We start from the raw sequence: 25,521 nt of genomic DNA, 5'->3' as shown, positions 1-25,521 counted from the left end.
GTTTAGTAAACGAAAAGTCATCGTCAGCACGGGTTGTGCTAACAATGACTTTTATTTTTCCTGTAATGGTAGCGTCAAATGACAACCACTTAAATCCAATTGATACTGAATATCTTGATTGCCGCGCACCGTCATTTCCATATCAGTTGCGTAGACGACAAGGCCAATTTGATGACCAGGTTGTACTCGGAAAACGGTTGGTTGAAGATCAATTGAAACATCAACAAATTGATTAGGCACCAGTTTTTCAGTTTGGTAACTATTTTTTTGATTCTGTAAATTAAGGTGACCAATTGAAATGAGTTTGTAGGGCGTGGCACTTGCCAATTGGAATTCTTTTAAATCGTCCTCTCGCCAATGGTAACCCTCATCCAAGGCATTCCGACTAAGTAATTGAGGACTGACGGATAGCCGCTTGGCAACACCGTAATCAATGAGTCGGAAACTCAGCATACCAACCGATTGACTTGAGGCCACCCGGAGAGAAACGGTTGCTCCGCCACCTAAAACAACTTCCTTAGTTAAGGGGTCCGTTTTGAAAATGAGGCGGTTAGCCGCCATTGGGGTCGAATCAGTCGAAACTAAATCGTGTCGCCAATTGGCGTAGTGACTTTTATAATGGGTGAAATTGGGTTCTGAAAGTTGGTCAGTAAAGGTCGAAATTGCTGATGGAGCAGCGTCCGAGGTTAATTTGTCGGCGCTAAGGTTCAGTTCGATTGGTGCTGCACTTCCGCCCCAGTCCTGATAGGCGTTCCAGGTTTCTACTTTTGTATTATCCTGGACTAAAACGTCAGGGAGAATTTCATCTGCGTTATTTTGAACGCCAAGAAGCTTGTTACATAGCCATAGGTTGACCATATCGGTGTAGTCTAACGACTGAAAATTATTAATGTAAATGTGCTGACCTTGGTGCAAAATGATTTTTTGGGTGACCGGCAAATCTTTGAGCCCTTGCCACATTTTCCACACATTCTTCGGTTTCACGTTCCAATCGTTCAACCCGTGCACCATTAAAATATCAGCCTTGATAGAAGCTAATTGTTTTCGATAATTTCGATCATCCCAGAAGCTATTGTAATTGCCAGTGCTTCGATCTTGCTCCTGTCCCATTTGGGAAAGAGCTGCCTGCCAGGCAGGTTTAATTGGCAGATAATCTGCTGCCTGCTTTTCTCTTGAAAAAGTTTCTTCCGCGAGAACGTCTGCATCTTCACCTTGAAAACCACCGGGGGCGATTACCAGTCCGTTTTCACGATAATAATCGTACCAGCTGGAAATGGCCGCTTCAGAAATAATCGTATCCAGGCCCTCAACTCCACTCGTTGCAGCTGCGATTGCAAGGGTTCCAAGGTAAGAGCGACCGGTAATGGCAACGTGGTGACTTGACCACCAAGCCTCAATCCCAATATGATCCTTCTTATTAGTAAAGGCTTGACGGTTGCCAGCCAGCCATTCGATAACGGCGACAGTCGAGGTCGTTTCCTCAGGGTCACCGGTTGTCCGAAACCCATCGGACTCCATGGTTCCGATTCCTGCAGCATAAACGACGGCGAATCCACGAGCTAAAAAGTAATCGTTTAATGTATAGGAAGATTCGCGCGAGAAACTTTGCTCGGCGTGGGAGGCGTTCCCCTTAACGTCACGCTTAGCTGGTAAGGTGGCCGGTTTCGCTTCTGACGCTTGTAAGTCCGTTAAGGTTGGACTGATGACTGGCTTTTCCGTCAACGGCACGTCAACGTTGTGGGTCAATTTTTCACCGGCTTCATCGTTAGTTCCCTGATTATAAGGGGATGCGGTATAAAGAGTGGGCACCTTTAGTCCAGTTTCAGTTTCTTCAGGGCGGAGAATTTCCACTTTAAGTAAATCAAGCTGGCCATCGTGATCAGTATCCTGGTCCGATTCGACGTAAACGACTTCCCGAATTAAGTTGTTAGTATCAAAAACGGCTTGAGCCTTCCCATTAAATAGGAATGGCTTTGGCAACTGGGTCGTTTGCAATAGTTTGGCGAAGTATCCTTTGGTCGCAAGATGATCCAGGAAACTTTGGCCATTTTTGGTGTGGGTGGTTAGTAGGAGATACCAGGCGTGCAATAGATCCTGAGTAGTGAAGTCCGCCACTGTTAAATGGGGGAGGTTAATTTCATTGAGTGCCGAAATGGGATCGCTTAGATTGAAATCGACCCCTACTTCAAATTGAAGTAACTGAAGTGCTAGATTATAGAATTGGGTAACGGTTAAAGCGTGTTCATTTTTCAAGAGTTGGGTTGCGGTTAAATTTTCAGTCGCCATTAACTGATCAATCTTAAAATCAGCGCCATTGACACTAGGCATTTCTGGATAGCAGCGCTGCAACAATGATTTTAGGACAACCATCGGGCTTTTTTCTAAAACGGATTCGTTAGCGACAAAATGACTATTGATTAGTTCACGTAGTTCAGTTTTGAACTCATTTTTAACAGTTGCAAATTGATTGATTTTCATAAAAAAGCCTCCTGGGTATTTTTATTTATTATACGCTAGAGACTTGTATAATAGGGCTTAGAAGTCGACTTAATTGACTTTGTGAATCAACAGCGATAACTTTTTAGTTGGTATGGTAAAGGGCGTGTTTAGGGAACATGCTGAAATTTACTAAATAATTTAATGATGGGTGAGATCATGAGAAAAAGGAATTTATTAGGAGTAGTTGTTGTCGCTGGGTTAGCCGTCATTTTGGCAGCATGCTCAAGTCAACAAAGCAGTAGCTCAAAAGATCAAGTCATGAAAGTTGGAACGAGCGCCAACATTGGGTCAGCTAATAGTTTGAAATATTCGGATACTGGTAGTGTTGAGGCCATTCAAAATGTTTTTGAAGGCTTGTACCGCTTTAACCAAAAGGGCCAACCAGTCAAAGCGCTGGCCAAATCGGTTTCCGTCAATAAAGATAAAACAGTTTATACCTATACCCTTCAACATGGTAAGTGGTCTAACGGCCAAGATGTGAAAGCGTCGGATTTCGTTTACGCTTGGCAACAGCTTGGGAACCCTAAGACGGCTTCACCAAATTCACAGCGACTGGATCCGTTTAAGAATGGGTATGCCGTTCGAAATGGCAAGAAACCAGTTAGTGATTTAGGAATTAAAGCGCTAGGAAAATATAAGCTACAAATTACTTTGGCGTCTCCAATTACTTATTTGCCAGAAATTTTGACCGGAGCACCATTCATGCCAATTAACGAGGCATACGCCAAGAAGGTTGGTAATAAGTACGGAATTGATTCAGCTCATTTGGTCAGCAACGGCCCTTATGTATTGAAAAAGTGGCACGGAACAAATGATACTTGGGAATACGTCAAAAACAATCAGTATTGGGACAAAAAGGATGTTAAGCAAAATAAGATTGACGTTCAAGTTGTGAAGAGTGTGGCAACTGGAGCGAACTTATTTGAAACAAAGAAGCTCGACTATACGCAGCTTTCAAATGAATACGTTTCTCGATATCAGAACAAGTCTGGCTTCCACGTCAGCAAATCCCCATCAATTGGGTATATGGGATTCAACACCAAGCGAAAAGTGACGGGAAATCGTCACGCACGACTAGCATTAGCGCTTGCATTTGATAAGAAAGCCCTCACTAAGCAAGTCATGAAGGATGGGTCAACGCCACTTAATGGAATCGTTCCAGCCAACTTTGCATACAATACGAAGACGGGGACTGATTTCCGGAAGTACAGTGGGAGTCTTGTTCCCTACAACGTTAAGAAAGCTCAGGCTGAGTGGAAAACCGCTAAGAAGCAACTGGGAATTAAGAAGGCAAACATCCAGCTGTTGGCAGCCGACACACCTGAGGCCAAGCAAGTGGTTGAATATTTGCAGGCAGAATACCAAAAGAACCTACCTGGTTTAAACGTGACGATTCATCAGGTTCCATTAAAGCAGCGTCTCCAAATGACCAGCGTCTATAACTTTGATTTTGTTTATGGAACCTGGGCACCTGATTATGCGGATCCAATCAACTTTATTGGCGATGGTGGTGCTTATCATTTAAATACGGATTACAAGAATAAGACGTATTTGAAGGATATGGCAAATGCGCGTGGCAAATACGCAACGGAACCAGTTAAGCGGTTTGCAGCATTGAAGGATGCCGAGAAACAATTGGTTCAACGAGATGCCTTTACCGCACCCGTTTTCCAAGGGTCAAATGCGTACCTCCTGAATTCAAAGATTAAGGGATTGGCAGTTTCGCCTTATGGGACGACCCTGTTCTATCGTGATGTTCAATTTAAATAACAATCTNCTTTACTATTTCCGAATATTCTTGCTTAGTCGGGTTCCAAAAGGCTGCTTTTCCGCCTAGCTACGATCAACAAACAATCCCAAGTGCAGGATTATTCGTTAATCTAGGCTATGCTCAAAAGCAAACCGCCTTTTGTCTCACCCTCTTTTTTTGGTGCACCCTTTGCCTTCACCCAGAAATACGCTAGAATAGGGGATAACTAAAACCGATTAAAGGATGGGAACCTGATGCGAGATCGAATCATCGTCATTACTGGTGCAACAGGAAGCGGCAAAACGACTGTTGGAAAATATTTAAAAGATAAATATGCTATTCCGAAGGTGATTACGCACACGACCAGAGTGCCAAGACCTGGTGAACAAAACGAAGTTGATTACTATTTTGAATCAGATGAAACGTTTAATCAGCGCCACTTTTTGGAATCCGTCAAATATGATGGTCACCGTTATGGCTCCTCTTATGAAGCCCTTGAACGGGGATGGGAGAAATCACCACTCCTGAGTGTTGTCCTGGATACGAAGGGCGCCGTTACTTATTCAGAAAAGCTAGGCGAAGAGGCGGTCATCATTTTCCTGACCGTTTCAAAAGATAATGCCCTGCAACAGCGCATTAAAGAGCGCGGTGATGACCCTAATGCGATTGACCATCGTTTAGAAAGCGACGAATATCAACGTGATATGGCATTACCAAAGGAATTACAGGGGATTGCCCACGTGATTGTGAATGATAAATTGGACAAGACAAAGCTAATGTTAGATGAAATTATCAAGGAGTTACGGAACGACCTCAATTAGTTGGCATTTACGTAATTTGTGATACACTTACTTAAAACGTAATGATTATTATTTACCGGCAATTTTGGGAGGAAAACATGCAACAAACACTTGCTGAAGCACTTGATATTTTAAAACAGCAACACTTAAAAATTACAAAACAGCGACGAGCCCTACTCGAATATTTGTTAGCCCATCAGGATCACTACCACGAAGTTACTTTGGTGGATGACCATATGCGCCAACTATTTCCAGGGATGAGTCATAATACGATTTACCGCAATCTAAAGGAATTTGAAGATGCGGGAATGGTAGAGCAGCGGGTGCAAGGTGGACAAGGGGAAGTTAAGTATCAGTGTGATTTTGCCCACATTCATCATCATCACTTTATTTGTGAAAATTGTGGTCGCGTACAAGAATTAGAAACGTGCCCAATGGACTCGTTTCAGGCACAACTGCCGGGATGTAAGATTGACACCCATCGATTTGAAATCTATGGGCTATGTGCAGCTTGTAATCGCAAGCTAGCTAAGCAACCATCATAGAATTTCCTGATAAACCTTAGTCAAATATTAAGGTTTATTTTATTGTATATTAGACTTTATTTGAGATACTAAGGACAGTGAGCTTTTAGAAAGGGGGATCAGTAATTGGCATATCGAACACCGCCATTCCTAACACCATTCGCAATTTTATCAATCGCATTGGCATTGAGTGCGACAAACGTGGTGGTCAACACGGTTTCAAAAACAAATGAAGGATCGCCAGCAACCGCTCAAGAGTCTAGCAGCAGTGTCGCGTCAGACTCTCTTAGCAGCATGAGCTCTAGTGATAGTAAGAAGAAAAAGGAAAGCGATTCTTCGGAGGATTCTAGCTCTGAGAGTAGCAGTAGCGCAAAAGAAAGTTCTACGAAAGAGTCAAGTACGACTGACACCTCTAGCGCTAAGCGGACATCTTCAACCACAAATAAAAAATCGACAAGTAAAGCGACAACAACTAATGATGACTCATCAACGGAGAGCAGTACTGCGCCAGCAACAAGTAGTTCAACCGCTACAACGACGGATGATGAAGATTCAGAATAAGTGAGGAGGGATGACCATTGTTTAGTTTTTTAGACATGATGAACCATTACTTGGGCTACTTTAACGTCAACGTTAAATTCAAAAACCGGATTTATACGGTTCTGGGGCTTCTAGGGGATGTTTACCTCTTTTACGTGGCGTTCAGATGGCTCGCAAATAAGTATTATATACGTGGCTCGTTAATCATGCTGGCGGCAATTGTACTGCTGTATTTTGCTATTATGAATATTTTCTTCTATTTCACGAAGAAAAAACCGCCATTTGATATCTCGCCAAAGATTGAACGATTTATGGGTAAGACCTTTGGATTTGATCCACAGGCCGAAGCTGAAAAGAAAGAGCGCGAGATGACGCGTGGCCGTAGCGTCAATAATATTCCGGCGAACGGATTCTTTGATCAAAAGAAAGTGCTACCGGGTAAGCTGACCGTTTCAGCACTTCAGCAAATGAATATTGATGATCTGGTTACTCGGTTACAACAAAATAATCTGCTTGATTTAGATTATAGTGGGCTTTCTGAGCGACAAATTTATCAACAATTAAAGACGGAAAATAAGCCAATTTACGCAACCGGACCGGGTGCTTTGCTACCCTATTTTGAATTACAAAACCAAAATGGACAGTTAATTGTTTTCGCCGGTATGAATCAGGCGGAAAAACGGGAAATTGGGCAGATTACATCCGTTGGGCTGCAACCCATTTCAGAGGTTAAGGACCGCGTTAAATTATACTTGGCGAGTGCCACGCTATTGGGCGGCCCCTTCAAGGTGATGGGACGAAATCAACCAATTGAGCATGATCAACCCTATACGGTGTCGGTTCAGCTGGCTTATGAAAAGAAACAAGAGGGACAACGGGAAGAGCGGCGTCAAAGATCAAGAATGTAAAGGGAAAAACGACCAAAATTGGTCGTTTTTTTTGTTCCCATTAAATTGATTGTAGGCGCGTCAATATGCGGATTGTGAATGATAGGCTTTGACCGTACTGTTGTTTTGGTTTAGAATATTCTAAGAGTCACTTTTTCGATAATGTATCGAAAATGGCTATAAAGCACGTTCACGGGGGATTGAAGAATTAATCCCCTTTGTTTTAATTAAGTAACATACGTGAGAGAAAAGGGCGGAGGGAATAGCTATGTCAATGATTGAATTTCATAACGTTCAAAAATATTATGGTGACTATCATGCATTACGCAACATTAATTTAACAATCGAGGCCGGTGAGACGGTTGTTTTAATCGGACCATCTGGTTCAGGAAAGTCGACCTTAATTCGGACAGTCAATGGGCTTGAACGAATTCAGGAAGGTCAATTAATTGTTAATGGCCAAGATTTAGCAAATCGAAAAACGGATATGAATCGAATTAGAAAAAATGTCGGAATGGTTTTCCAGCATTTTAATTTGTATGCTAACAAAACGATTTTAGAAAACATTATGTTGTCGCCCCGAATCGTCTTGAAACGCGATGAGGAAGAAAACAAGAAACTCGCTATGTCATTGCTAGATCGAGTGGGATTAGCGGATCAAGCACAAAAGATGCCTGCACAGCTTTCAGGTGGCCAACAACAACGAATCGCCATTGCCCGTTCATTAGCAATGCGACCAAAGGCCCTGTTATTTGATGAACCAACCAGTGCATTGGATCCTGAAATGATTGATGATGTTTTAAATGTTATGAAGGATATCGCACGTGATTCCTCAATGACAATGTTGGTTGTGACCCACGAAATGGGCTTTGCTCGTGAAGTGGCTAACCGAGTTATCTTTATGGCGGATGGTCAAATTTTGGAAGACGACAGTAAAGAAACGTTCTTCGATGGTCAGCCATCAAACGAACGGGCACGTCAATTCCTTGGGAAGATTATTACGCACTAATTTAGTAAGAGGGGTTTAATATGAAAAAAATCATCCGTTACATCGGCGTAATGGCAACCCTTTGTGCTGCATTAGTTGTGTTAACTTCTTGTGGTGCAAAACCGTTGTCGGAACAAAATGTTCTCAATAACGCCAAAAGTACCAACACAATTACTTGGGGTGTTAAAGCCGACACAAAGCTGTTTGGCTTAATGAATATTAAAGATAATGAAATTCAGGGCTTCGAAGTTGATGTTGCTAAAGCATTAACAAAGCAAATTTTAGGACCAAAAGGAAAAGCAAAATTTGTCCAAGTAACAAGTCAAACTCGAATTCCATTACTTACAAATGGGAATATTGATGGCATCATAGCCACAATGACCATTACCAAAGAACGGGAAAAGCAAGTTGATTTTTCGAACTCATACTTTGATGCTGGTCAGTCATTGCTCGTTAAAAAGGGCAGTCCCATTAGAAACGTTCAGGACTTAAATAAGGCTGGGACTACCGTATTAGGGGTTGTTGGGTCGAACTCTGTTGAGAACATTGGAAAATATGCGCCAAAAGCGAAGGTGCTCCAATTATCCGACTACGCGCAGGCGTTAACTGCACTGAAGTCTGGACAAGGAGACGCGTTAACGACTGATAATGGGATCCTTTTTGGGATGGCTATTGAAAATCCTGGATATGAAGTTGTTGGTGGGTCATTTACGAATGAGCCTTACGGAATTGCGATTAATAAGGGACAAACTCAATTTAAAGGAAGCATTAATCAAGCTCTAAAACACATTGAAAAAACCGGGGAATACAATAAAATTTTGTACAAATGGTTCGGAAATGTGCAAGGCTTTAACTATGGGGAGGCAAAGCGATGATTAGTATATTTGCAAATTATGGTCCAGACCTCCTCTTGGGGTTGGGCAGAACGCTCCTATGTAGTGTGATTGCGCTGTTCTTCAGTTTAATCATTGGTTCAATGTTTGCGATTTTTGAAACGACGCCAATTAAGTTTTTGCGGGTCATTGCGAGAATTTATATTGAAGTTTTTCGAAACATTCCACTATTGGTTATTACCATGTTCTTCTATGTGGTCATTCCACTAACCTTTGCGAAGGTTGATGGCTTTACCGCCGGAACTATTGGATTAACCCTTTACACGTCAGCTTTCATTGCTGAGACAGTTCGTTCAGGGATTCAGTCCGTTAATTCTGGTCAAATGGAGGGTGCCCGAGCAAACGGAATGACCTTCTGGCAGTCAATGCGCTTGATCATCTTGCCTCAAGCTTACCGGTACGTTATTCCACCACTTGGAAATCAATTCATTAATTTAGTTAAGAACTCATCAGTTCTAGCCTTTGTTGCTGGATTTGATTTGATGTACCAAGGAAACGTAATTGCGTCGAATTCGCTTGATACCATTAATACTTATATGGCAGTCGGTGTCCTGTACTTAGTGATTACCATGCCATTGAGCTACTATATGCGTCACCTGGAAAAGAAATTAGCTTAGGAGGAGAAAGCCATGTTAACTAATTTTATCAATGCTTACTCTTCCATGAATATTGTTTATTTACTTGAAGGGTTGGCAATTACGATTTTTGTTTCCGTTATTTCAATTATCGGTAGTTATATTATTGGAGCAATTTTAGGAATTATTAGATACATTAAAATTAAGTACGTTTCCGCGATCGTTGGCTTCGTTATTGACCTGATCCGGAACTTACCATTGCTGCTAATTATCTTCTTTGTTTACTTTGGCCTGCCAAACATTGGCTTGAAACCAAGTAGTGTTTGGGCAACCATTATTTCAATGATTATCTTTGAGTCAGCAATGCTTGCTGAAATTGTCCGTTCTGGGATTTTAGCAGTTGATTGGGGTCAAATGGAAGGTGCTCGTGCAAACGGGCTAACCTATTCTCAAGCAATGTGGCACATTATGCTCCCACAAGCTATGAAGAAAATGATTCCCGCAATCGTTAGTCAATTTATTTCACTGATTAAGGACACGTCATTGGCCACAATCATTGTGTTGCCTGATGTGATGCACAACGCTCAGATTGTTTATGGTCAAAATACGAATTACATTATTCCAATGTTCCTGATGTTGGCGGTTATGTACTTTGTGGTTTGTTACGCACTATCGCTATTGTCACGTTATTTGGAAAAGAGAATGGCATAGAGAGCGTGACGGCAACCGGTCTGGCTGCCTCGACAAAATTAATATAGATACTAAAAAACGAGATTCATCCATTAGTTCGGATGAATCTCGTTTTTCTTATACGACAAATTTTTCGAAACGATCGTAATCAGTTCTTGTTAATTCGACCTTCATCTTAGAGCCATCAGCCACGTACTCAGTAGAGAGGACGTTCGCATTTTCATTAAAGTACGAAACGACATCACCATTGGCAAATGGAATTAAAAAGTCCGCGGTTACGTAGTTCTTAAAAACCTTTTCACGAATCATATCGATCAAAAGGGCGATAGAGGCATCGTCCCGCGCAGACATGGTCAGGTTTTCGCCCTCACGACTGGGGAAGGAAACGTCTGTTAGGTCCGCTTTATTGTAGGCGACAATCATCGGTAAGTTAGGAACGCCGATATCCTCAAGGGTCTTCATCGTGGTCGCCATCATGCTGTCCCGATTTGGGTCAGCAGCGTCGACTACTTGAATGAGGAGGTCCGCATTTGCAGCTTCGTACAACGTTGACTTAAACGCTTCAATCAAATGGGTTGGGAGATGGGCAACGAAACCGACTGTATCACTAAGTAGCAGCTTTTTTTGATCTCCGAACGTTAACTGACGAACGCTGGTATCCAACGTTGCGAAAAGCATGTTCTTTTCGAAGACTTGCTTTTCCTCACTCGTTCCAAATTGACGAACTAATGCGTTCATGATTGTCGACTTTCCAGCGTTGGTATAACCAACTAGCGCAATCATTGGCAAGCCTTGACGTTCACGCTGTTGACGCTTCGTTTCCTCTGATTTAGAAATCTCTTTCAATTCCTGACGAACGTGATTAATTTGACGCTCAATCACTCGTCGATTCAATTCAATCTGTGATTCACCAGCACCACGGTTGGTAAAGCCACCGCCGCTACTGGTACCTGTTTGTTGGTCCAAACGTTGTGACGCACTCGTGTGAAGTCGGGGTAATTGATACTGTAGCTTTGCAAGTTGAACTTGTAGTTTGGCTTCTCGACTCTGCGCCCGATCAGCAAATATTTGGAGAATTAAACCAGTTCGATCAATGACGGCAACGTTAATGACGCCTTCTAGGTTACGAATTTGGCTGGGAGAAAGTTCATCGTTTGCGATAACCATCTCAACCTCGTCATCAATGACGATATCCTTAAGTTCCTCTACCTTACCAGTTCCAAAATAGGTTCCTGCGACTGGTCGATCTAAATTTTGAGTTACTGTTTCAACAATGTCGACGTTGTTAGCAGCAGCTAACGCACTAAGTTCTTCCATTGAGTAATCAAAGTCTTGTTGACCGGTGTTAAGCCCGATAGCAATTGCTTTGGGTGAGCTTGATTCTGACATTGAATCACCATCCTTAAATTGAATTTCTACTATATTATAGCATCTTACATCCTTGTGTGATTTTTTGTATACGGTATACATGAGTTTTATCCTCATAATTTAACGTGTTTTCTTTCAAATTTATGGCACATCGGCTTATTTATGAGTATTTATATTATTTTCTAAAAAAATATTCATTCTGTTATTCCCATTACAACAGTCATTTGCCCTGATACTGTTACTTTCATAAAAAAAGTTCATTGATTTTAATCTCTTTCTAATATACAATTAATTCAACTTTTCAAGGAAGTGCATATATATAGGTTTGAGGCCTACATAATAAAGGAGAGAGTAAAGCATGAAAATAAGTTCAGTTGCAAAGCTAGGCGCCGTTGCTGCTGCATCTTTAGTTCTGTTAGCTGCGTGTGGTTCTAAAAGCAGCGATAGCTCAAGTAAAGATTTAGCAAGTGACCAAACGTTGAATTGGTACGAGAAGTCAGAGATTCCAACGATGGATAGTTCAAAATCCACCGACGTTACAAGTGGGGAAGTTCTTAACAACGTTAACGAGGGGTTGTTACGTTTTGGAACGAACTCAAAGCTTCACCCAGGGGTTGCAAAAACTTACTCAGTTTCTAAGGATGGTAAAACATATACCTTTAACCTTAGAAAGTCTAAGTGGAGCAACGGCAAGGCTGTTACCGCAAACGATTTCGTTTACGCTTGGCAACGAACACTTGATCCAAAAACGGCATCACAATATGCTTACTTGTTTGATAACATCAAGAATGCCACAAAGGTTAATACAGGTAAATTAGCAGTTAATAAGTTAGGCGTAAAGGCTGACGGAGATTATAAACTGGTTGTTACTTTGGATAAACCACAAGCATACTTCAAGATGTTAGTTGCTAACCCATCATTCTTCCCACAACTTAAGTCGGAAGTAACGAAGTTAGGCTCAAAATACGCTTCTAACTCTTCAAGCTTAGTTTACAATGGCCCATTCAAGTTAACTAACTGGAATGGTACCAGCGATTCATGGGACTTGGTTAAGAACAAGAACTACTGGAATGCTAAGAATGTTAAATTAAAGAAGGTTCATACTCAGGTCTTTAAGGATCCTGGTACAGCACTTAACCAATTTAACAGCAAGAAGTTGGATGCAACCATCCTTTCAGGGACTCAAGTTAAGCAATACAAGAACGACAAACAATTTAAGTCTCGTAAGTCAGCTTCAACCTTCTACCTTGAAATGAACCAAAAGAAAGATAAGATTTTCAAGAATAAAAAGGCTCGTCAAGCTATCTCAATGGTTATCGATAAGAAACAATTTGTTAACCACGTGTTAGCTGATGGTTCAATCGTTGCTAACAACTTAGTATCACAAGGTTTGGCAAGCAAGAATGGTGAAGACTTCACTAAGGCTTCTGCCGTTAAGTCAGCTTCAACTAAGAACGTTGCTGAAGCACAAAAGCTTTGGAAAGAAGCGCTTAAAGAAACTGGCGAAAAATCAATTTCATTGGACTTACTTTCTGATGATACTGATGCTGGTAAGAAGACAACTGAATTCCTACAAAGTCAGTTGACTAAGTTGCCTAACTTGAAGATCACCAACCAAAACTTACCATTCAAGACTCGTTTGAGCCGTTCACAAAGTGGTGACTTTGATTTAGTTGTTTCTGCATGGGGTGCAGACTTCCCAGATCCAATTTCATTCTTATCACTCTTCACATCAAGCAACAGTTACAACAATGGTAGCTGGAGCAACAAGGCTTACGATACAGCCGTAAAGAATGCTGAAGGTAAGGATGCCAACAACTCAACAGCTCGTTGGAACGATATGGTTACAGCATCAAAGACCATCTTACAGGATCAAGGAATTGTTCCATTGTATCAACAGGTTCAACCTCAGTTGGTAAATTCAAAGGTTAAGGGATTAGTTTACTTCCCAACAGGCGCAAATTGGGATTACAGCCAAGCATATATTGGTAAATAAGTTATAAAACAACTTCTCGGGGGAGACCGGTATGAAAATTAAGCAAATTGGTGCGACGGTAGTTGTTGCAGCTGCTTCTGTACTTCTATTAGCTGCTTGCGGCAGTACGAAGGACAGCGATTCAGGTAGTAGCTCAAAGGGAAACCTGGCAACTAACCAAACGGTCAACTGGATGGAATCATCACAGTTACCAAGTATGGACAGTTCCAAGGCAACCGATCAAATTAGTTTTAACATGATGAACAACACAAACGAGGGGTTATATCGTTTGGGCAAAGACAACAAGGTTGAAGCAGGTATGGCAACTAAGACAACCACTTCAAAGGACGGCAAGACTTGGACCTTTACTTTACGTAAAGGCGCTAAATGGAGTAACGGTGCAGAAGTAACCGCAAATGATTTCGTATACGGCTGGCGTCGTACCGTTAATCCAAAGACTGCAGGCCAATATTCTTACATTTACTCTGGAATTAAGAATGCTGATGCCATTGTTGATGGTAAGAAGGCCGTTAATAGCTTAGGTGTTAAGGCTGATGGCAAGTACAAACTTGTTGTTACGTTGGAAAAGAACATTCCATACTTCAAACTCCTAATGGGCTTCGTCCCATTCTTCCCTCAAAATCAACAATTTGTTGAAAAAGAAGGTAAGACATACGGAACTAAAGCAAGCGCTGTTCTTTACAACGGTCCTTACACGTTGAAGGGCTGGACTGGGACTAACGATTCTTGGTCATTGGTCAAGAACAATAAGTACTGGGACAAGAAGAACGTGACGTTGAAGAAACTCAACGATCAAGTTGTTGCTGATTCCAATACTGCTTTGAACCAATTCCAGAGTGGCAAATTAGACGCCGCAACATTGACTGGCCAACAAGTTAAGAACATGTTGTCTAACAAGTCAATGAAGGTTCGTCCAATGGCCCGATTAGCTTATCTTGAGTTTAACCAAAAGGATAAGAAAGTCGGCAAGGCATTCCAGAACAAGAAAATTCGTCAAGCCATCTCTTACGCATTACAACGTAAACAAATGGTTAAGAATGTCCTAGCTGATGGGTCAATTGCTGCTCCTGGATTTGTAACGAAGGACTTGGCAAAGAATCCTAAGACGGGTGCCGATTTCACTAAGGATGCCGATAGCGATGGCGTTGGAATTTCATACGACAAAGCTAAGGCTCAAAAGTTGATGAAAGAAGGTCTTAAGGAAGTTGGTTTGAAGAAGTTAACCTTTACTTTGATGGCTGATAACACGCCACAAGAAAAGAACGCGGCTGAGTATATTCAAAGCCAAATTCAAAAGGTATTGCCACAAGTGAAAGTTGAAAACTTGAACTTACCATATAAGACACGTTTGCAACGTTCCGCTGCTGGTAACTTCCAAGCTGTCATTACACTTTGGGGTGCTGATTACTCAGATCCTTCAACTGATTTAAACATTATGACAAAGGATAACCCACAAAATAATGGTAGTTGGACCAACAAAGCTTTCAACAACTACATGGACAAAGCCAATGACGCTTCTGCCGATCAAACACAGCAACGTTGGGATAATATGGTTAAAGCTGAAAAAGAATTAATGAAGGACCAAGGTGTCGTTCCATTATTCCAGACTAGCCAACCACAAATGATGAATTCTAAGGTGAAAGGTATCATCTACAACACCGCTGGAACACCATTTAACTTTAAAAATATGTATGTAGCTAAATAATCTAGACTATAAGTAAGGATTAACTTAGTCGTTAACCCTTACTTTTACATATTGAAGTGCATTGATTATACGGTTATTATGGTTTTATTAGGACTAATTTAGTTAGAAATGAGAGGAAAGAATATGGCAAGATATCTAGGTAAACGAATTTTCTATCTGGTATTAACACTTTTCATCGTTACCACGTTAACGTTCTTCTTGATGAAGTTAATGCCAGGTACGCCACTGACCAACCAGGAGAAACTTTCGCCTTCTCAAATCCATTTGATTTACAAACAATATGGGTTGGATAAGCCAGTATGGCTGCAATACATCGAGTATTTGATTAACGCAACTCATGGTGACTTCGGAACTTCCTTCCAATTCAGTGACCAACCAGTTTCATACTTGATTTCAAGTCGAATTGGCGCCTCAATTCAATTAGGGGTTCAAGCAATGGTTCTTGGTGTTATTGTTGGAATCGTCATTGGTGCCTTTGGTGCCGTTAAACGAAACACTTGGATGGATAGTGCAACAACCATTATCTCAATCTTGGGAATTTCAATTCCAAGTTTCGTGTTGGCCGTTGTTCTTCAGTACTTTATCGGATTGAAATTGGGTTGGTTCCCAATTGCCGATTGGGGTGGCTTTAGTTACACGGTGCTACCGACGCTTGCGTTGGCAATGGCGCCGCTGGCTGAATCCGCGCGATTCGTCCGGACGGAAATGGTTGATGTGTTGAGTTCGGATTACATTGAACTTGCTCGGGCCAAAGGAATGAGCAAAACAGGTGTTATTTATCACCATGCGCTCCGGAATAGTTTGATTCCGTTGGTCACCATCATTGGACCCGTTGCGGTTAACATCATGACCGGTTCGATGGTTATTGAAAACATCTTCTCAATCCCTGGTATTGGTAACCAATTCGTTCAATCCGTTTTGACGAATGATTACCCAACCATTATGGGACTGACAATCGTTTATTGTTTCATGTTGACGGTCGTGTTGCTTCTTACGGATATCGTATACGGCATCATTGATCCACGAATCCGAATTACGGAAAACAGGGGGTAAAAATAAATATGGCTGATGAAATTAAACTCCCTGCAGGTAGTTTTGATAAACTAACAAAGGGCGATAATCTAGATAGTGAAAAGATTGCTGCGCCATCATTGACGTTTGCTCAAGATGCTTGGCGTCGTTTGAAAAAGAATAAGGGTGCCGTTATTTCAATGTGGATCCTGGTTTTCTTCTTCATTCTGGCATTTGGCTCACTCATTTGGTCTCCACATAACCCAAATGCTGTTAATCCACAATTTGCGAACTTACCACCAAAATGGCCGGGAGTTGGCATAAACGGATTTAACGGAACTTTGGTACAGGCGGGACACCGAGTTAATGCGTACGCACAAGCAGGCGCTGGCTCAAGCATTCATTACTGGCTTGGAACTGACTACTTAGGTCGTGACCTCTTATCAAGAATTTTATTTGGGACACGAATTTCCTTAATCATTGCCGTTGTTGCAACGTTCTTTGATTTAACAATTGGTGTTACTTACGGAATTTTCTCAGGTTGGAAGGGTGGCCGTGTCGATACATTCATGCAGCGGGTAATCGAAATCATTTTGTCGATTCCTAACTTGGTTGTTATCGTGCTGTTAATCTTGATCTTGAAACCTGGTATGACGTCAATTATCTTGGCAATTGCCTTTACTGGTTGGACGACAATGGCGCGTCTTGTACGGGCCCAAACCCTTGAAATTAAGGAACAAGAATACGTTTTGGCCGCTGAAACTTTGGGTGAAAGCTCATGGAAAATTGCGTTCAAACATTTGTTGCCAAACCTTTCAAGTGTCATTATTATTCAAACAATGTTTACGATTCCAAACGCAATCTTCTTCGAAGCGCTACTTTCGTACATTGGGATTGGTATCAGTTCTCCTAAAGCATCACTTGGTACTTTGCTGAATGATGGCCAGAAGAACTTCCAATTCTTGCCTTATCAAATGTGGTATCCCGCAATCGTTCTTTCAATCATTATGATTGCCTTTAACCTATTTGGTGATGGTCTACGAGATGCCTTTGATCCACAGTCACAATCGAGAGGGTAGGTGAACTAACGAACTATGGAAAGTAAAGAAAAAATTCTAGAAGTTAAAGACTTAACGATTAATTTCAATACTTATGCTGGAACAGTTAAGGCCATTCGTGACGTTAGTTTCGACCTCAATAAGGGTGAAACGCTCGCAATCGTTGGTGAATCTGGTTCAGGTAAAACAGTTACAACCCGTTCAATCATGGGCTTAAACGCTTCGAATGCCGATGTTGCGAAAGGTAGCATTATGTTCCATGATAAAGACATTTTAAAGATGAGCGATAAGGAAATTGAAGCCATGCGTGGTGCCGAAATCGCTGAAATCTTCCAAGATCCGATGACTTCATTAGACCCAACCATGAAGATTGGTCGGCAAATTGCCGAACCGCTCATGATTCATAAGGGTATGAAGAAGGATAAGGCAATGTCACAAGCGTTGGAAATGATGAAGTTGGTTGGAATCACTGATGCGGAACACCGAATCAATGACTATCCTCACCAATTTTCAGGTGGGATGCGTCAACGAATCGTGATTGCGATTGCGTTGATTAACTACCCAGAAATCATCATTGCTGATGAACCTACAACTGCTTTGGATGTGACGATTCAAGCTCAAATTTTACGTTTGATGAAGGAACTTCAAGATAAAATTTCAACTTCAATTATTTTCATCACCCATGACTTGGGTGTTGTTGCTGGAATGGCCGATCGGGTTGCCGTTATGTATGCAGGTAAAATTGTTGAATTTGGAACCGTTGACGAAATATTCTACGATCCAAAGCACCCATACACATGGGGACTATTGAATTCAATGCCAACGATGGACACTGCCGACGATTCATTACCATCAATTCCAGGAACGCCTCCTGATTTATTGGATCCACCAAAGGGAGATTCGTTTGCGCCACGGAATGCGTACGCCATGAAGATTGATACGGAACAAGAGCCACCATTCTTCAAGGTATCCGATACACACTACGCTGCTACCTGGTTACTTCATCCAGATGCACCAGAGGTAACGCCTCCTGCTCAGATTATTGAGCGTCAAAAGAAGTATAAAGAAATGCAACAAGAATTAGCTGAAGAGGCTAAAAAGCCTGTCAAAGAAGAGGAGGAGCTATAATGGTCGATTACGATGATAGTAAAAAAGTACTAGAAGTCAGCCATTTGAAGCAATACTTCAACGTTGGTAAGGCAGACGAAGTTCGTGCCGTCGATGATATCTCGTTTGATATTTACGAAGGTGAAACTTTTGGTCTCGTTGGTGAGTCTGGATCTGGTAAGACGACAATTGGTCGGGCTATCATTCATTTGTACACACCAACTGCAGGTTCTATTAAATTTCATGGCAAAGAGATTGTTGGCCTGAAAAAGGGTAAAACGATGTCAGATCTTCGTCGTGACATGCAGATGATTTTCCAAGATCCCTACGCTTCTTTGAACCCTCGGATGAAGGTTAAAGATATTGTGGCGGAAGGAATCGACATTAATAACCTTGCCAAGAACGATGAAGAACGAAGCAAACGAGTCGAAAACTTGCTCGAAACGGTTGGTTTGAACAAGGACCACTCAAGTCGTTATCCTCACGAATTCTCTGGTGGACAACGTCAGCGGATTGGTATTGCGCGTGCCTTGGCCGTTGAGCCAGACTTCATCATTGCTGATGAACCAATTTCAGCCTTGGATGTTTCTATCCAAGCCCAGGTTGTCAACTTGTTGAAGGATTTACAGCGTGAACGTAAGTTGACCTACCTTTTCATTGCCCATGACCTTTCAATGGTTAAGTACATTAGTGACCGAATTGGGGTTATGCACTATGGCAAAATGCTTGAAATTGCGGATGCAGATGAGATTTACTCTCATCCATTGCATGACTACACAAAGAGTTTAATTTCTGCTGTGCCAGTTCCTGATCCTGAGTACGAGCGGACTCGTCAACAACTTGATTACGATGCTAAACTCGAACATGATGATAAGGAACGTAAGATGGTTGAAATTTCACCACGTCACTGGGTTCGTGCCAGTGAGGATGAAATTCCAATGTATCAGAAGCGAGCACAAGCGGAGTCGCTGGTGAAGGATTAGACCTTTAACGATCTCTTATCCTCGGATGACTAAGCTAACGAGTACCACTTATTTAAGAAGTCATATTTTCACATAGCAACATCTCATTTCTAAACTAAACCAATGCACACTAAAAGCGCCTGAGACCTAATCTCAAGCGCTTTTAGTTTTGGAAAAATTAATCGATAGGTTGGTCCACGTTGTTAAAGTACACAACGGAAATTTTGCCATCTTCGACTTTTAATTTAGTAACGGAGCCGTTAATTGCGGAGACCGCTACGTTGATGTCGGAAAATTTGGAAACGACGCTTCGAATTAAGGTACCATGAGTGGAAATGAACACCTTGTCGCCGTCCTTAGCGTCCTTGATGATTCGATCAAATCCTGGTTGAAGTCGACCCCAGAACGTTGCGTTGTCTTCTGCATCATGGTAAGGATCAGCATCGTGCAACATATCCTTCGTTTTTTCAATGGAGAAGGTATCAATCATTTCGTGGAAGTTGTTTGTCCCATGAGGGCTCCCCACCATATGCCAAGTTGCGTAGTCATCGTTCCCCTCAAAGTAACCAAAGTTTTCTTCCCGGAAGGCAATATCAATTTCTGGTTCCTCAAGCTTGCCGTTATTCTCAGCTAAAATATACTGAGCGGTCTGCTTGGCACGACGCGCATCACTAGAAATCGCTCTGTCGAAGACAACGTTCTGTAGTCGTTCTCCAGCACGTTTGGCATCCTTGACGCCGTTGTCTGTCAGTGGGGTATCTGCCCAGCCTTGAATTCGGTGATATTTATTAAGGTAGGTTTGACCGTGACGAACCATATAGATGTTAAAAGTTGTCATGTGAAATTCGCTCCTCGCAATTCATTTTTATAAAGCTAACAGCTTTATTCTATCATAATTGAAAACGCTTTATTGCAAACTTTCAGTTTTTCTCGGCAATTTTTGAAAAGACGTTAGAAAACAATCGTTATGAAACAATAAGATGGCTTATGTCCCCAAAAAGTGGTAAACTTTATACTCGAATTTGAGAATGGAGGGGTTTTATGCCAGGTTCCATCAAAGAGCAAGAACAGCAGCATTTAGACGGTGTTGTTAGCAAGATTAAAGATGCCCAGGTTGAAGCAAAACGGCGGATTAACACTGCCGAAAGCGATGAAACCGGAATCCGCAATAATTTTCAAAATGATCTACGAATTAAGACGGATTCTTACACTGGAATGATGGAAACCGCAATTTCAGTTCGGCAACAACAACAAATGCTAGCTGAGCGTCAAAATAGTTGGCAGCATGCAACTTCTCAATTAGCGACTTTAAAAAGATTACAAAAAACGCCTTATTTCGCGCGAATTGATTTCCACGAATTAGGCGAGCCAAAGAGTGAAACAATCTATATTGGATTAGCTTCATTTTCGGACAAGCCCGACCACTTTTTAGTCTATGATTGGCGTGCGCCCATTTCGAGTGTCTATTACGATGGCGGAATTGGCGAGGTCACTTATCAGACACCAGATGGTGAGCAGGCGGTGGACGTCAAGCTCAAACGACAATTCCAAATTGAAGACAGCAAGATTAAGACTGTTTTCGATACGGAAGAGGCAGTTGGCGACCAAATGTTGTTGGATGCCCTAAGCGAGCAATCTGATACCAAAATGAAGAGCATCGTGACCACGATTCAAAAGGAACAAAACCAAATCATTCGGGATACAAAGTCAGATTTACTCTTTGTTCAGGGATCTGCTGGTTCAGGTAAAACAGCGGCAGTGCTCCAACGAGTCGCCTACTTGTTGTACCGCTATCGAGGCCATTTGACGGCGGGACAGGTTATCTTGTTCTCACCCAACCAACTATTTAACGACTATATCGATCAAGTGCTCCCTGAATTAGGCGAGCACAACATGGTTCAGATGACGTACTACCAGTTCTTGGGACGTCGGGTGCCCAACATGAAAGTGGAAACCTTGACTGAGCGATTTGCAGAAAATGAATCAACGTCTCAAAAACGAATTAATGATGTCATCAACAGTTTGGCGTTCTTCAAGGCGGTCACGACTTACTCCAATCATTTGGGGAAAGAGGACATGATCTTCCGGAACATTCCATTTAGAGGAAAGAACTTCATTTCGGCAGAACAAATTAGCGAAATTTACTATAGCTTTAACGAAAACTATCGGCTGTCTAATCGTCTTCAAGGCACGAAAGAGCGGTTGATTAAACAATTAAATCGCCGAATCACCTCAGAAATGAAGACGAAGTGGGTTGAGCAGGCTGTTCAAGATTTGAGTCAGGAACAAATTAATGATATGTACGCTGGGGAAGCCAAAGAGAGCGACTCTGATGACAAGGAATTTAAATTCTTGGCACGCAAAATTGTGGTGAAGGAATTCCAATCAGTCCGAAATGCGATTATGAAGAATCGGTTCCTCAGCATCAATTCCCAGTTTGTCCATTTCTTACGAAGTGTTCCCCAGATTATTAATTTGGAAAAGTATGGGATTTCGCGTGAAGACTGGCAAGAAAAGATTAAGCAGTCTATCGACCATATTAAGGATCGCCACGTTCGGTTATCTGATATTTCGACTTACCTATACTTGTACGATTTGATGACGGGTAAAAAGGGTGAGCGGGCCATGCGTTACGTCTTTATTGACGAAATTCAAGATTATACACCTTTCCAACTTGCTTATTTAAAGTTTAGTTTTCCAAAGGCTCGATTTACATTGCTGGGCGATTTGAACCAGGCAATTTTCACCAAAGAAAATAGTAAGACGCTGTTGGAAGAGTTGAGTACGATGTTTGATAAAGACAAGACACGCGTCATTCAGTTAACGAAGTCCTATCGGTCAACTCAACAAATTACCGACTTTACTAAACACATCTTGACGAATGGTGAGGCAGTTGACTCGTTTGCTCGGGAAGGCGCGCTGCCAACAGTGAGCGTTCAACCAAGTATGGATCAGGCGTTGGATCGCTTGGAAGCCCAACTTGCCTTCAATGATAGTGAACGAGAAACGACCGCAATCATTGGAAAAAATCTAGAGGATTGTCGCGCCCTTGCGGATCAGCTGAATGGGCGCGGCGTAAAAGCCACCCTCATTCAATCTGAGAACCAGCGACTTGCCCCAGGGACCATCATTGTGCCATCGTACCTCGCCAAAGGGCTAGAGTTCGATGCAGTGGTCGTTTGGGAAGCTTCCAAGGTAACTTATCATGATGATGACGAACGTCAGCTGATGTACACCATTTGCTCACGGGCGATGCACCAACTTTCCGTCATTGCGATTGGTGAGTTATCACCATTATTTGATCAAGTTCCAGAAAAAGATTATGAAATTGTGAAGTAACAAAATGGCGACCATTATTGGCCGCTATTTTTGTGTCTTTATCGGGTGAAAAGAATGCTATAATATAACAGTTCAATTTAATTTTCATACAGAGGATAGGAAAAGCAAATGGCAGAGTTGATCAACTACGATTCTTTCACCAAGGAGCAGTGGAAACAGTTTTATCAAGAAGCACGTGTGCCAATGTCTCAAGAAAGTTTGCAACAAATTCAGGCGTTTAATGATCAAATTTCGTTGCAAGACGTGCAGGATATTTATATTCCGCTGGTTTATTTGCTTTCCTTGAAGTTGGCTCAGTTCAAACGCTGGCAAGTTGTGCAAGCAAACTTCTTGAAAAAGGAAGCCCACGACGTTCCCTTTATTATTGGAATTGCTGGAAGTGTTGCGGTCGGAAAGAGCACAACTGCCCGTTTGCTAGCCGTTTTACTTCAACATTTTTTTACCTCTGAACGAATTGAGTTGATTACGACTGATGGGTTTCTCTACCCCAACAAAGTGTTGGAGGAGAAGGGGATTATGGACCGTAAAGGGTTCCCCGAAAGCTATGACATGAAGACGTTGATTCAATTTTTAAATGACGTCAAAGCTGGAAAACCAAACGTCGAAGCACCAACCTATTCGCACCAAATATACGATATTGTGCCTGATCAATCTCAAATAATTGACCGACCCAATGTTTTGATTGTTGAGGGGATTAATACCCTTCAACTGCCCAGTAACGAGCAGGTTTATGTTTCGGATTTTACTGATTTTTCGATTTACGTCGATGCCAATCCACAACTGGTGGAGCAGTGGTACCTGGAGCGATTTAAGGCGTTGCTAGATACAGCCTTTCAGGATCCAAAAAATTATTATTATCCATACGCGACCGGTAATCGTGACGATGCCATCATGATGGCGGAACGGGTTTGGCGCGAAGTTGATTTAGTGAACCTGAACGAGTTTATTTTGCCGACTCGCTCACGGGCAGATTTAATTATTCATAAGACCAATAACCATTTGATTGACCGATTATTACTCCGGAAGTACTGATGAGAGTTTCCTCATAGTAATTGACCGGAACAATTGAGATGGGTATGATTGTTTAAATACATTATTTTGAAAGGGTGAACGCAGTGGCCAACGTAGATCTATCGACATTTGATAAAATTATCGTGCTGGATTTTGGTAGTCAGTATAACCAATTGATTACGCGACGAATTCGAGACCTCGGAATTTATTCTGAACTCAAGTCGCATAAGCTCACGGCTCAAGAAATAAAAGAAATTAATCCAAAGGGAATCATCTTCTCTGGTGGACCCAACAGTGTTTACGCTGATGGCGCGCTCCGTGTTGACCCAGAAATTTTTAAGCTTGGCATTCCAATTTTAGGAATTTGTTATGGGATGCAATTGATGGCGTACTCTCTTGAGGGCGGCGATGTAAGTTCTGATAACGGACAATACGGTCGTGCAGAGATTAGCATTACTTCTGATGATGCCAAATTATTCAAGGGCACGCCAAAGACGCAAAACGTTTGGATGAGTCACGGTGACTTGGTAACCAAGGTACCTGAAGGATTCGAACGAGTTGCAACAAGTGACGACTGCCCAATTTCTGCTATGCAGGATACGGCACGTAACTTCTATGGAATCCAATTTCATGCTGAAGTTCGGAATACGGACTATGGTAATGACATTTTGAAGAACTTTGCGTTTGACGTTTGTCAGGCTGAAGCTAACTGGTCAATGGACGACTTTATTGATCTTCAAATTCAATCCATTCGTGAAACAGTTGGTGACCGCAAAGTGTTACTTGGCCTTTCCGGTGGCGTTGACTCTTCAGTTGTTGGGGTTTTACTCCACAAAGCGATTGGGAATCAGCTGACCAGCATTTTTGTTGATCATGGCCTTTTACGTAAGGGTGAAGCTGACCAAGTGATGGCCAGTCTTAAAGGTAAGTTTGGCTTGAACGTTGTGCAAGTTAACGCGCAAGAACGATTCTTATCAAAACTTGCTGGCGTGAGTGATCCAGAACAGAAGCGGAAGATTATCGGTAAAGAGTTTATTGAAGTTTTCAATGATGAAGCTCAAAAGCTTGATGGAATTGACTTCTTAGCTCAAGGTACTCTGTACACTGATGTTATCGAAAGTGGAACCGACACTGCTCAAACGATTAAGTCGCACCATAATGTGGGTGGCTTACCTGATGACATGCACTTCCAATTGATTGAACCACTGCGTTCACTTTTCAAGGATGAAGCGCGTGAATTAGGTGAAAAGCTGGGGATGCCGTCAGACCTCGTTTGGCGTCAACCATTCCCAGGTCCAGGTCTTGGAATTCGAGTTCTTGGTGAAATTACACCTGAAAAGCTTGAAATCGTTCGGGATAGTGACTTAATTTTACGTGAAGAAATTAAAAAAGCTGGTTTAGACCGCGATATTTGGCAGTACTTTACGGTACTTCCAGGTATTCGATCAGTCGGCGTAATGGGTGATAGTCGAACTTACGACTACACCGTTGGTATTCGTGCAGTTACCTCGATTGATGGGATGACTGCTGACTTTGCTCATATTCCTTGGGAAGTATTAAGTGATATTTCCGTCCGAATTGTAAACGAAGTGAAGCATGTCAATCGTATCGTGTATGATGTTACGAGTAAGCCACCTTCGACAGTGGAATGGGAATAGGACTTAAATATTCCCTGAAGAGAACAAACCGATTGGTGCTGTTGAGTGGATGCATCTTGACTGAGATTGATAGATGAAATAGATTCATTGGAAACTTAATATCACAACTAAAAACAACGTCTCCCTCAATCGGGAAGATGAAGTGAACCCCAAATATTGG

General features: G+C 42.0%; 22 protein-coding genes. 18 read left to right on the top strand and 4 right to left on the bottom strand.

All coding sequences use genetic code 11. From position 1 onward, the window contains the following. Positions 1–51: 51 nt before the first annotated feature. Entirely contained in the window at positions 52–2,478 is a 2,427-nt protein-coding gene (locus FD44_RS03365) for a Xaa-Pro dipeptidyl-peptidase (protein ID WP_010619474.1), read from the bottom strand. Positions 2,479–2,655: 177 nt separating this feature from the next. Between FD44_RS03365 and FD44_RS03360 the strand changes: the two genes are divergently transcribed. The 9 genes from FD44_RS03360 (at position 2,656) to FD44_RS03320 (ending at position 10,167) form a co-directional block, all read left to right on the top strand. After that, on the top strand, positions 2,656–4,269 hold the full coding sequence (locus tag FD44_RS03360) for a peptide ABC transporter substrate-binding protein (RefSeq protein ID WP_010619475.1): 1,614 nt from the start codon (positions 2,656–2,658) through the stop codon (positions 4,267–4,269). 234 nt (positions 4,270–4,503) lie between these two features. After that, positions 4,504–5,070 carry a guanylate kinase gene (locus tag FD44_RS03355; protein ID WP_010619476.1) on the top strand — a complete coding sequence of 189 codons (567 nt, stop codon included), beginning with the start codon at positions 4,504–4,506 and terminating at the stop codon, positions 5,068–5,070. A gap of 77 nt (positions 5,071–5,147) precedes the next feature. After that, positions 5,148–5,594 (top strand): Fur family transcriptional regulator, encoded by a 447-nt coding sequence (locus FD44_RS03350; RefSeq protein WP_010619477.1) that lies wholly within the window; start codon positions 5,148–5,150, stop codon positions 5,592–5,594. Positions 5,595–5,699: 105 nt separating this feature from the next. Beyond that, positions 5,700–6,134 carry a hypothetical protein gene (locus FD44_RS03345; RefSeq protein WP_010619478.1) on the top strand — a complete coding sequence of 145 codons (435 nt, stop codon included), beginning with the start codon at positions 5,700–5,702 and terminating at the stop codon, positions 6,132–6,134. 17 nt (positions 6,135–6,151) lie between these two features. Further along, positions 6,152–7,021, top strand: a complete 870-nt coding sequence (locus tag FD44_RS03340) for a DUF6681 family protein (protein ID WP_010619479.1) — start codon at positions 6,152–6,154, stop codon at positions 7,019–7,021. 247 nt (positions 7,022–7,268) lie between these two features. Next, positions 7,269–8,009, top strand: a complete 741-nt coding sequence (locus FD44_RS03335; protein ID WP_029327521.1) for an amino acid ABC transporter ATP-binding protein — start codon at positions 7,269–7,271, stop codon at positions 8,007–8,009. 20 nt (positions 8,010–8,029) lie between these two features. Beyond that, positions 8,030–8,863: a transporter substrate-binding domain-containing protein gene (locus tag FD44_RS03330; protein WP_010619481.1), complete on the top strand. Its 834-nt coding sequence runs from the start codon at positions 8,030–8,032 to the stop codon at positions 8,861–8,863. Further along, on the top strand, positions 8,860–9,498 hold the full coding sequence (locus FD44_RS03325; RefSeq protein WP_010619482.1) for an amino acid ABC transporter permease: 639 nt from the start codon (positions 8,860–8,862) through the stop codon (positions 9,496–9,498). Before FD44_RS03330 ends, FD44_RS03325 begins: the two co-directional genes overlap by 4 nt. A gap of 12 nt (positions 9,499–9,510) precedes the next feature. Further along, complete coding sequence (locus FD44_RS03320) at positions 9,511–10,167, top strand: amino acid ABC transporter permease (protein ID WP_010619483.1); 657 nt, start codon at positions 9,511–9,513, stop codon at positions 10,165–10,167. A 96-nt stretch (positions 10,168–10,263) separates the two neighbouring features. Here the strand turns inward: FD44_RS03320 and hflX are convergent, their stop codons facing one another. Then, positions 10,264–11,535, bottom strand: a complete 1,272-nt coding sequence (gene hflX, locus FD44_RS03315) for a GTPase HflX (RefSeq protein ID WP_010619484.1) — start codon at positions 11,533–11,535, stop codon at positions 10,264–10,266. A gap of 337 nt (positions 11,536–11,872) precedes the next feature. On the opposite strand from hflX, the gene FD44_RS03310 reads away from it, so the two are divergent. The 6 genes from FD44_RS03310 to FD44_RS03285 all read left to right on the top strand — a co-directional run bounded on the left by FD44_RS03310 (position 11,873) and on the right by FD44_RS03285 (position 19,374). After that, on the top strand, positions 11,873–13,510 hold the full coding sequence (locus tag FD44_RS03310; protein WP_010619485.1) for a peptide ABC transporter substrate-binding protein: 1,638 nt from the start codon (positions 11,873–11,875) through the stop codon (positions 13,508–13,510). A 31-nt stretch (positions 13,511–13,541) separates the two neighbouring features. After that, positions 13,542–15,215 carry a peptide ABC transporter substrate-binding protein gene (locus FD44_RS03305; RefSeq protein ID WP_010619486.1) on the top strand — a complete coding sequence of 558 codons (1,674 nt, stop codon included), beginning with the start codon at positions 13,542–13,544 and terminating at the stop codon, positions 15,213–15,215. A gap of 123 nt (positions 15,216–15,338) precedes the next feature. Next, on the top strand, positions 15,339–16,268 hold the full coding sequence (opp3b, locus tag FD44_RS03300; protein WP_010619487.1) for an oligopeptide ABC transporter permease: 930 nt from the start codon (positions 15,339–15,341) through the stop codon (positions 16,266–16,268). An 8-nt stretch (positions 16,269–16,276) separates the two neighbouring features. Then, positions 16,277–17,305 (top strand): ABC transporter permease, encoded by a 1,029-nt coding sequence (locus tag FD44_RS03295; RefSeq protein ID WP_010619488.1) that lies wholly within the window; start codon positions 16,277–16,279, stop codon positions 17,303–17,305. A gap of 15 nt (positions 17,306–17,320) precedes the next feature. Then, positions 17,321–18,412 (top strand): ABC transporter ATP-binding protein, encoded by a 1,092-nt coding sequence (locus FD44_RS03290; RefSeq protein WP_010619489.1) that lies wholly within the window; start codon positions 17,321–17,323, stop codon positions 18,410–18,412. Beyond that, positions 18,412–19,374 (top strand): ABC transporter ATP-binding protein, encoded by a 963-nt coding sequence (locus tag FD44_RS03285; protein WP_010619490.1) that lies wholly within the window; start codon positions 18,412–18,414, stop codon positions 19,372–19,374. The genes FD44_RS03290 and FD44_RS03285 overlap by 1 nt, the downstream gene beginning before the upstream one ends. A 157-nt stretch (positions 19,375–19,531) precedes the next feature. Here the strand turns inward: FD44_RS03285 and FD44_RS03280 are convergent, their stop codons facing one another. Continuing rightward, positions 19,532–20,191 (bottom strand): histidine phosphatase family protein, encoded by a 660-nt coding sequence (locus FD44_RS03280; protein ID WP_010619491.1) that lies wholly within the window; start codon positions 20,189–20,191, stop codon positions 19,532–19,534. A gap of 203 nt (positions 20,192–20,394) precedes the next feature. Between FD44_RS03280 and helD the strand changes: the two genes are divergently transcribed. The 3 genes from helD (at position 20,395) to guaA (ending at position 25,361) form a co-directional block, all read left to right on the top strand. Further along, complete coding sequence (helD, locus tag FD44_RS03275; RefSeq protein WP_010619492.1) at positions 20,395–22,692, top strand: RNA polymerase recycling motor HelD; 2,298 nt, start codon at positions 20,395–20,397, stop codon at positions 22,690–22,692. A gap of 108 nt (positions 22,693–22,800) precedes the next feature. Then, complete coding sequence (gene coaA / locus FD44_RS03270) at positions 22,801–23,724, top strand: type I pantothenate kinase (RefSeq protein ID WP_010619493.1); 924 nt, start codon at positions 22,801–22,803, stop codon at positions 23,722–23,724. Positions 23,725–23,807: 83 nt separating this feature from the next. After that, the gene (gene guaA / locus FD44_RS03265) at positions 23,808–25,361 is read left to right on the top strand and encodes a glutamine-hydrolyzing GMP synthase (protein ID WP_010619494.1); all 1,554 of its coding nucleotides are present in this window, start codon (positions 23,808–23,810) and stop codon (positions 25,359–25,361) included. Here guaA and FD44_RS10675 read toward each other — a convergent pair. Beyond that, positions 25,324–25,521 (bottom strand): hypothetical protein (locus tag FD44_RS10675; RefSeq protein WP_235809387.1); only part of this gene is annotated, 198 nt, incomplete at its 5' end. The genes guaA and FD44_RS10675 overlap by 38 nt on opposite strands.

This window comes from Secundilactobacillus malefermentans DSM 5705 = KCTC 3548, assembly GCF_001436395.1.
GTDB lineage: Bacteria > Bacillota > Bacilli > Lactobacillales > Lactobacillaceae > Secundilactobacillus > Secundilactobacillus malefermentans.
This window is presented reverse-complemented; position numbering and strand designations above follow the sequence as displayed.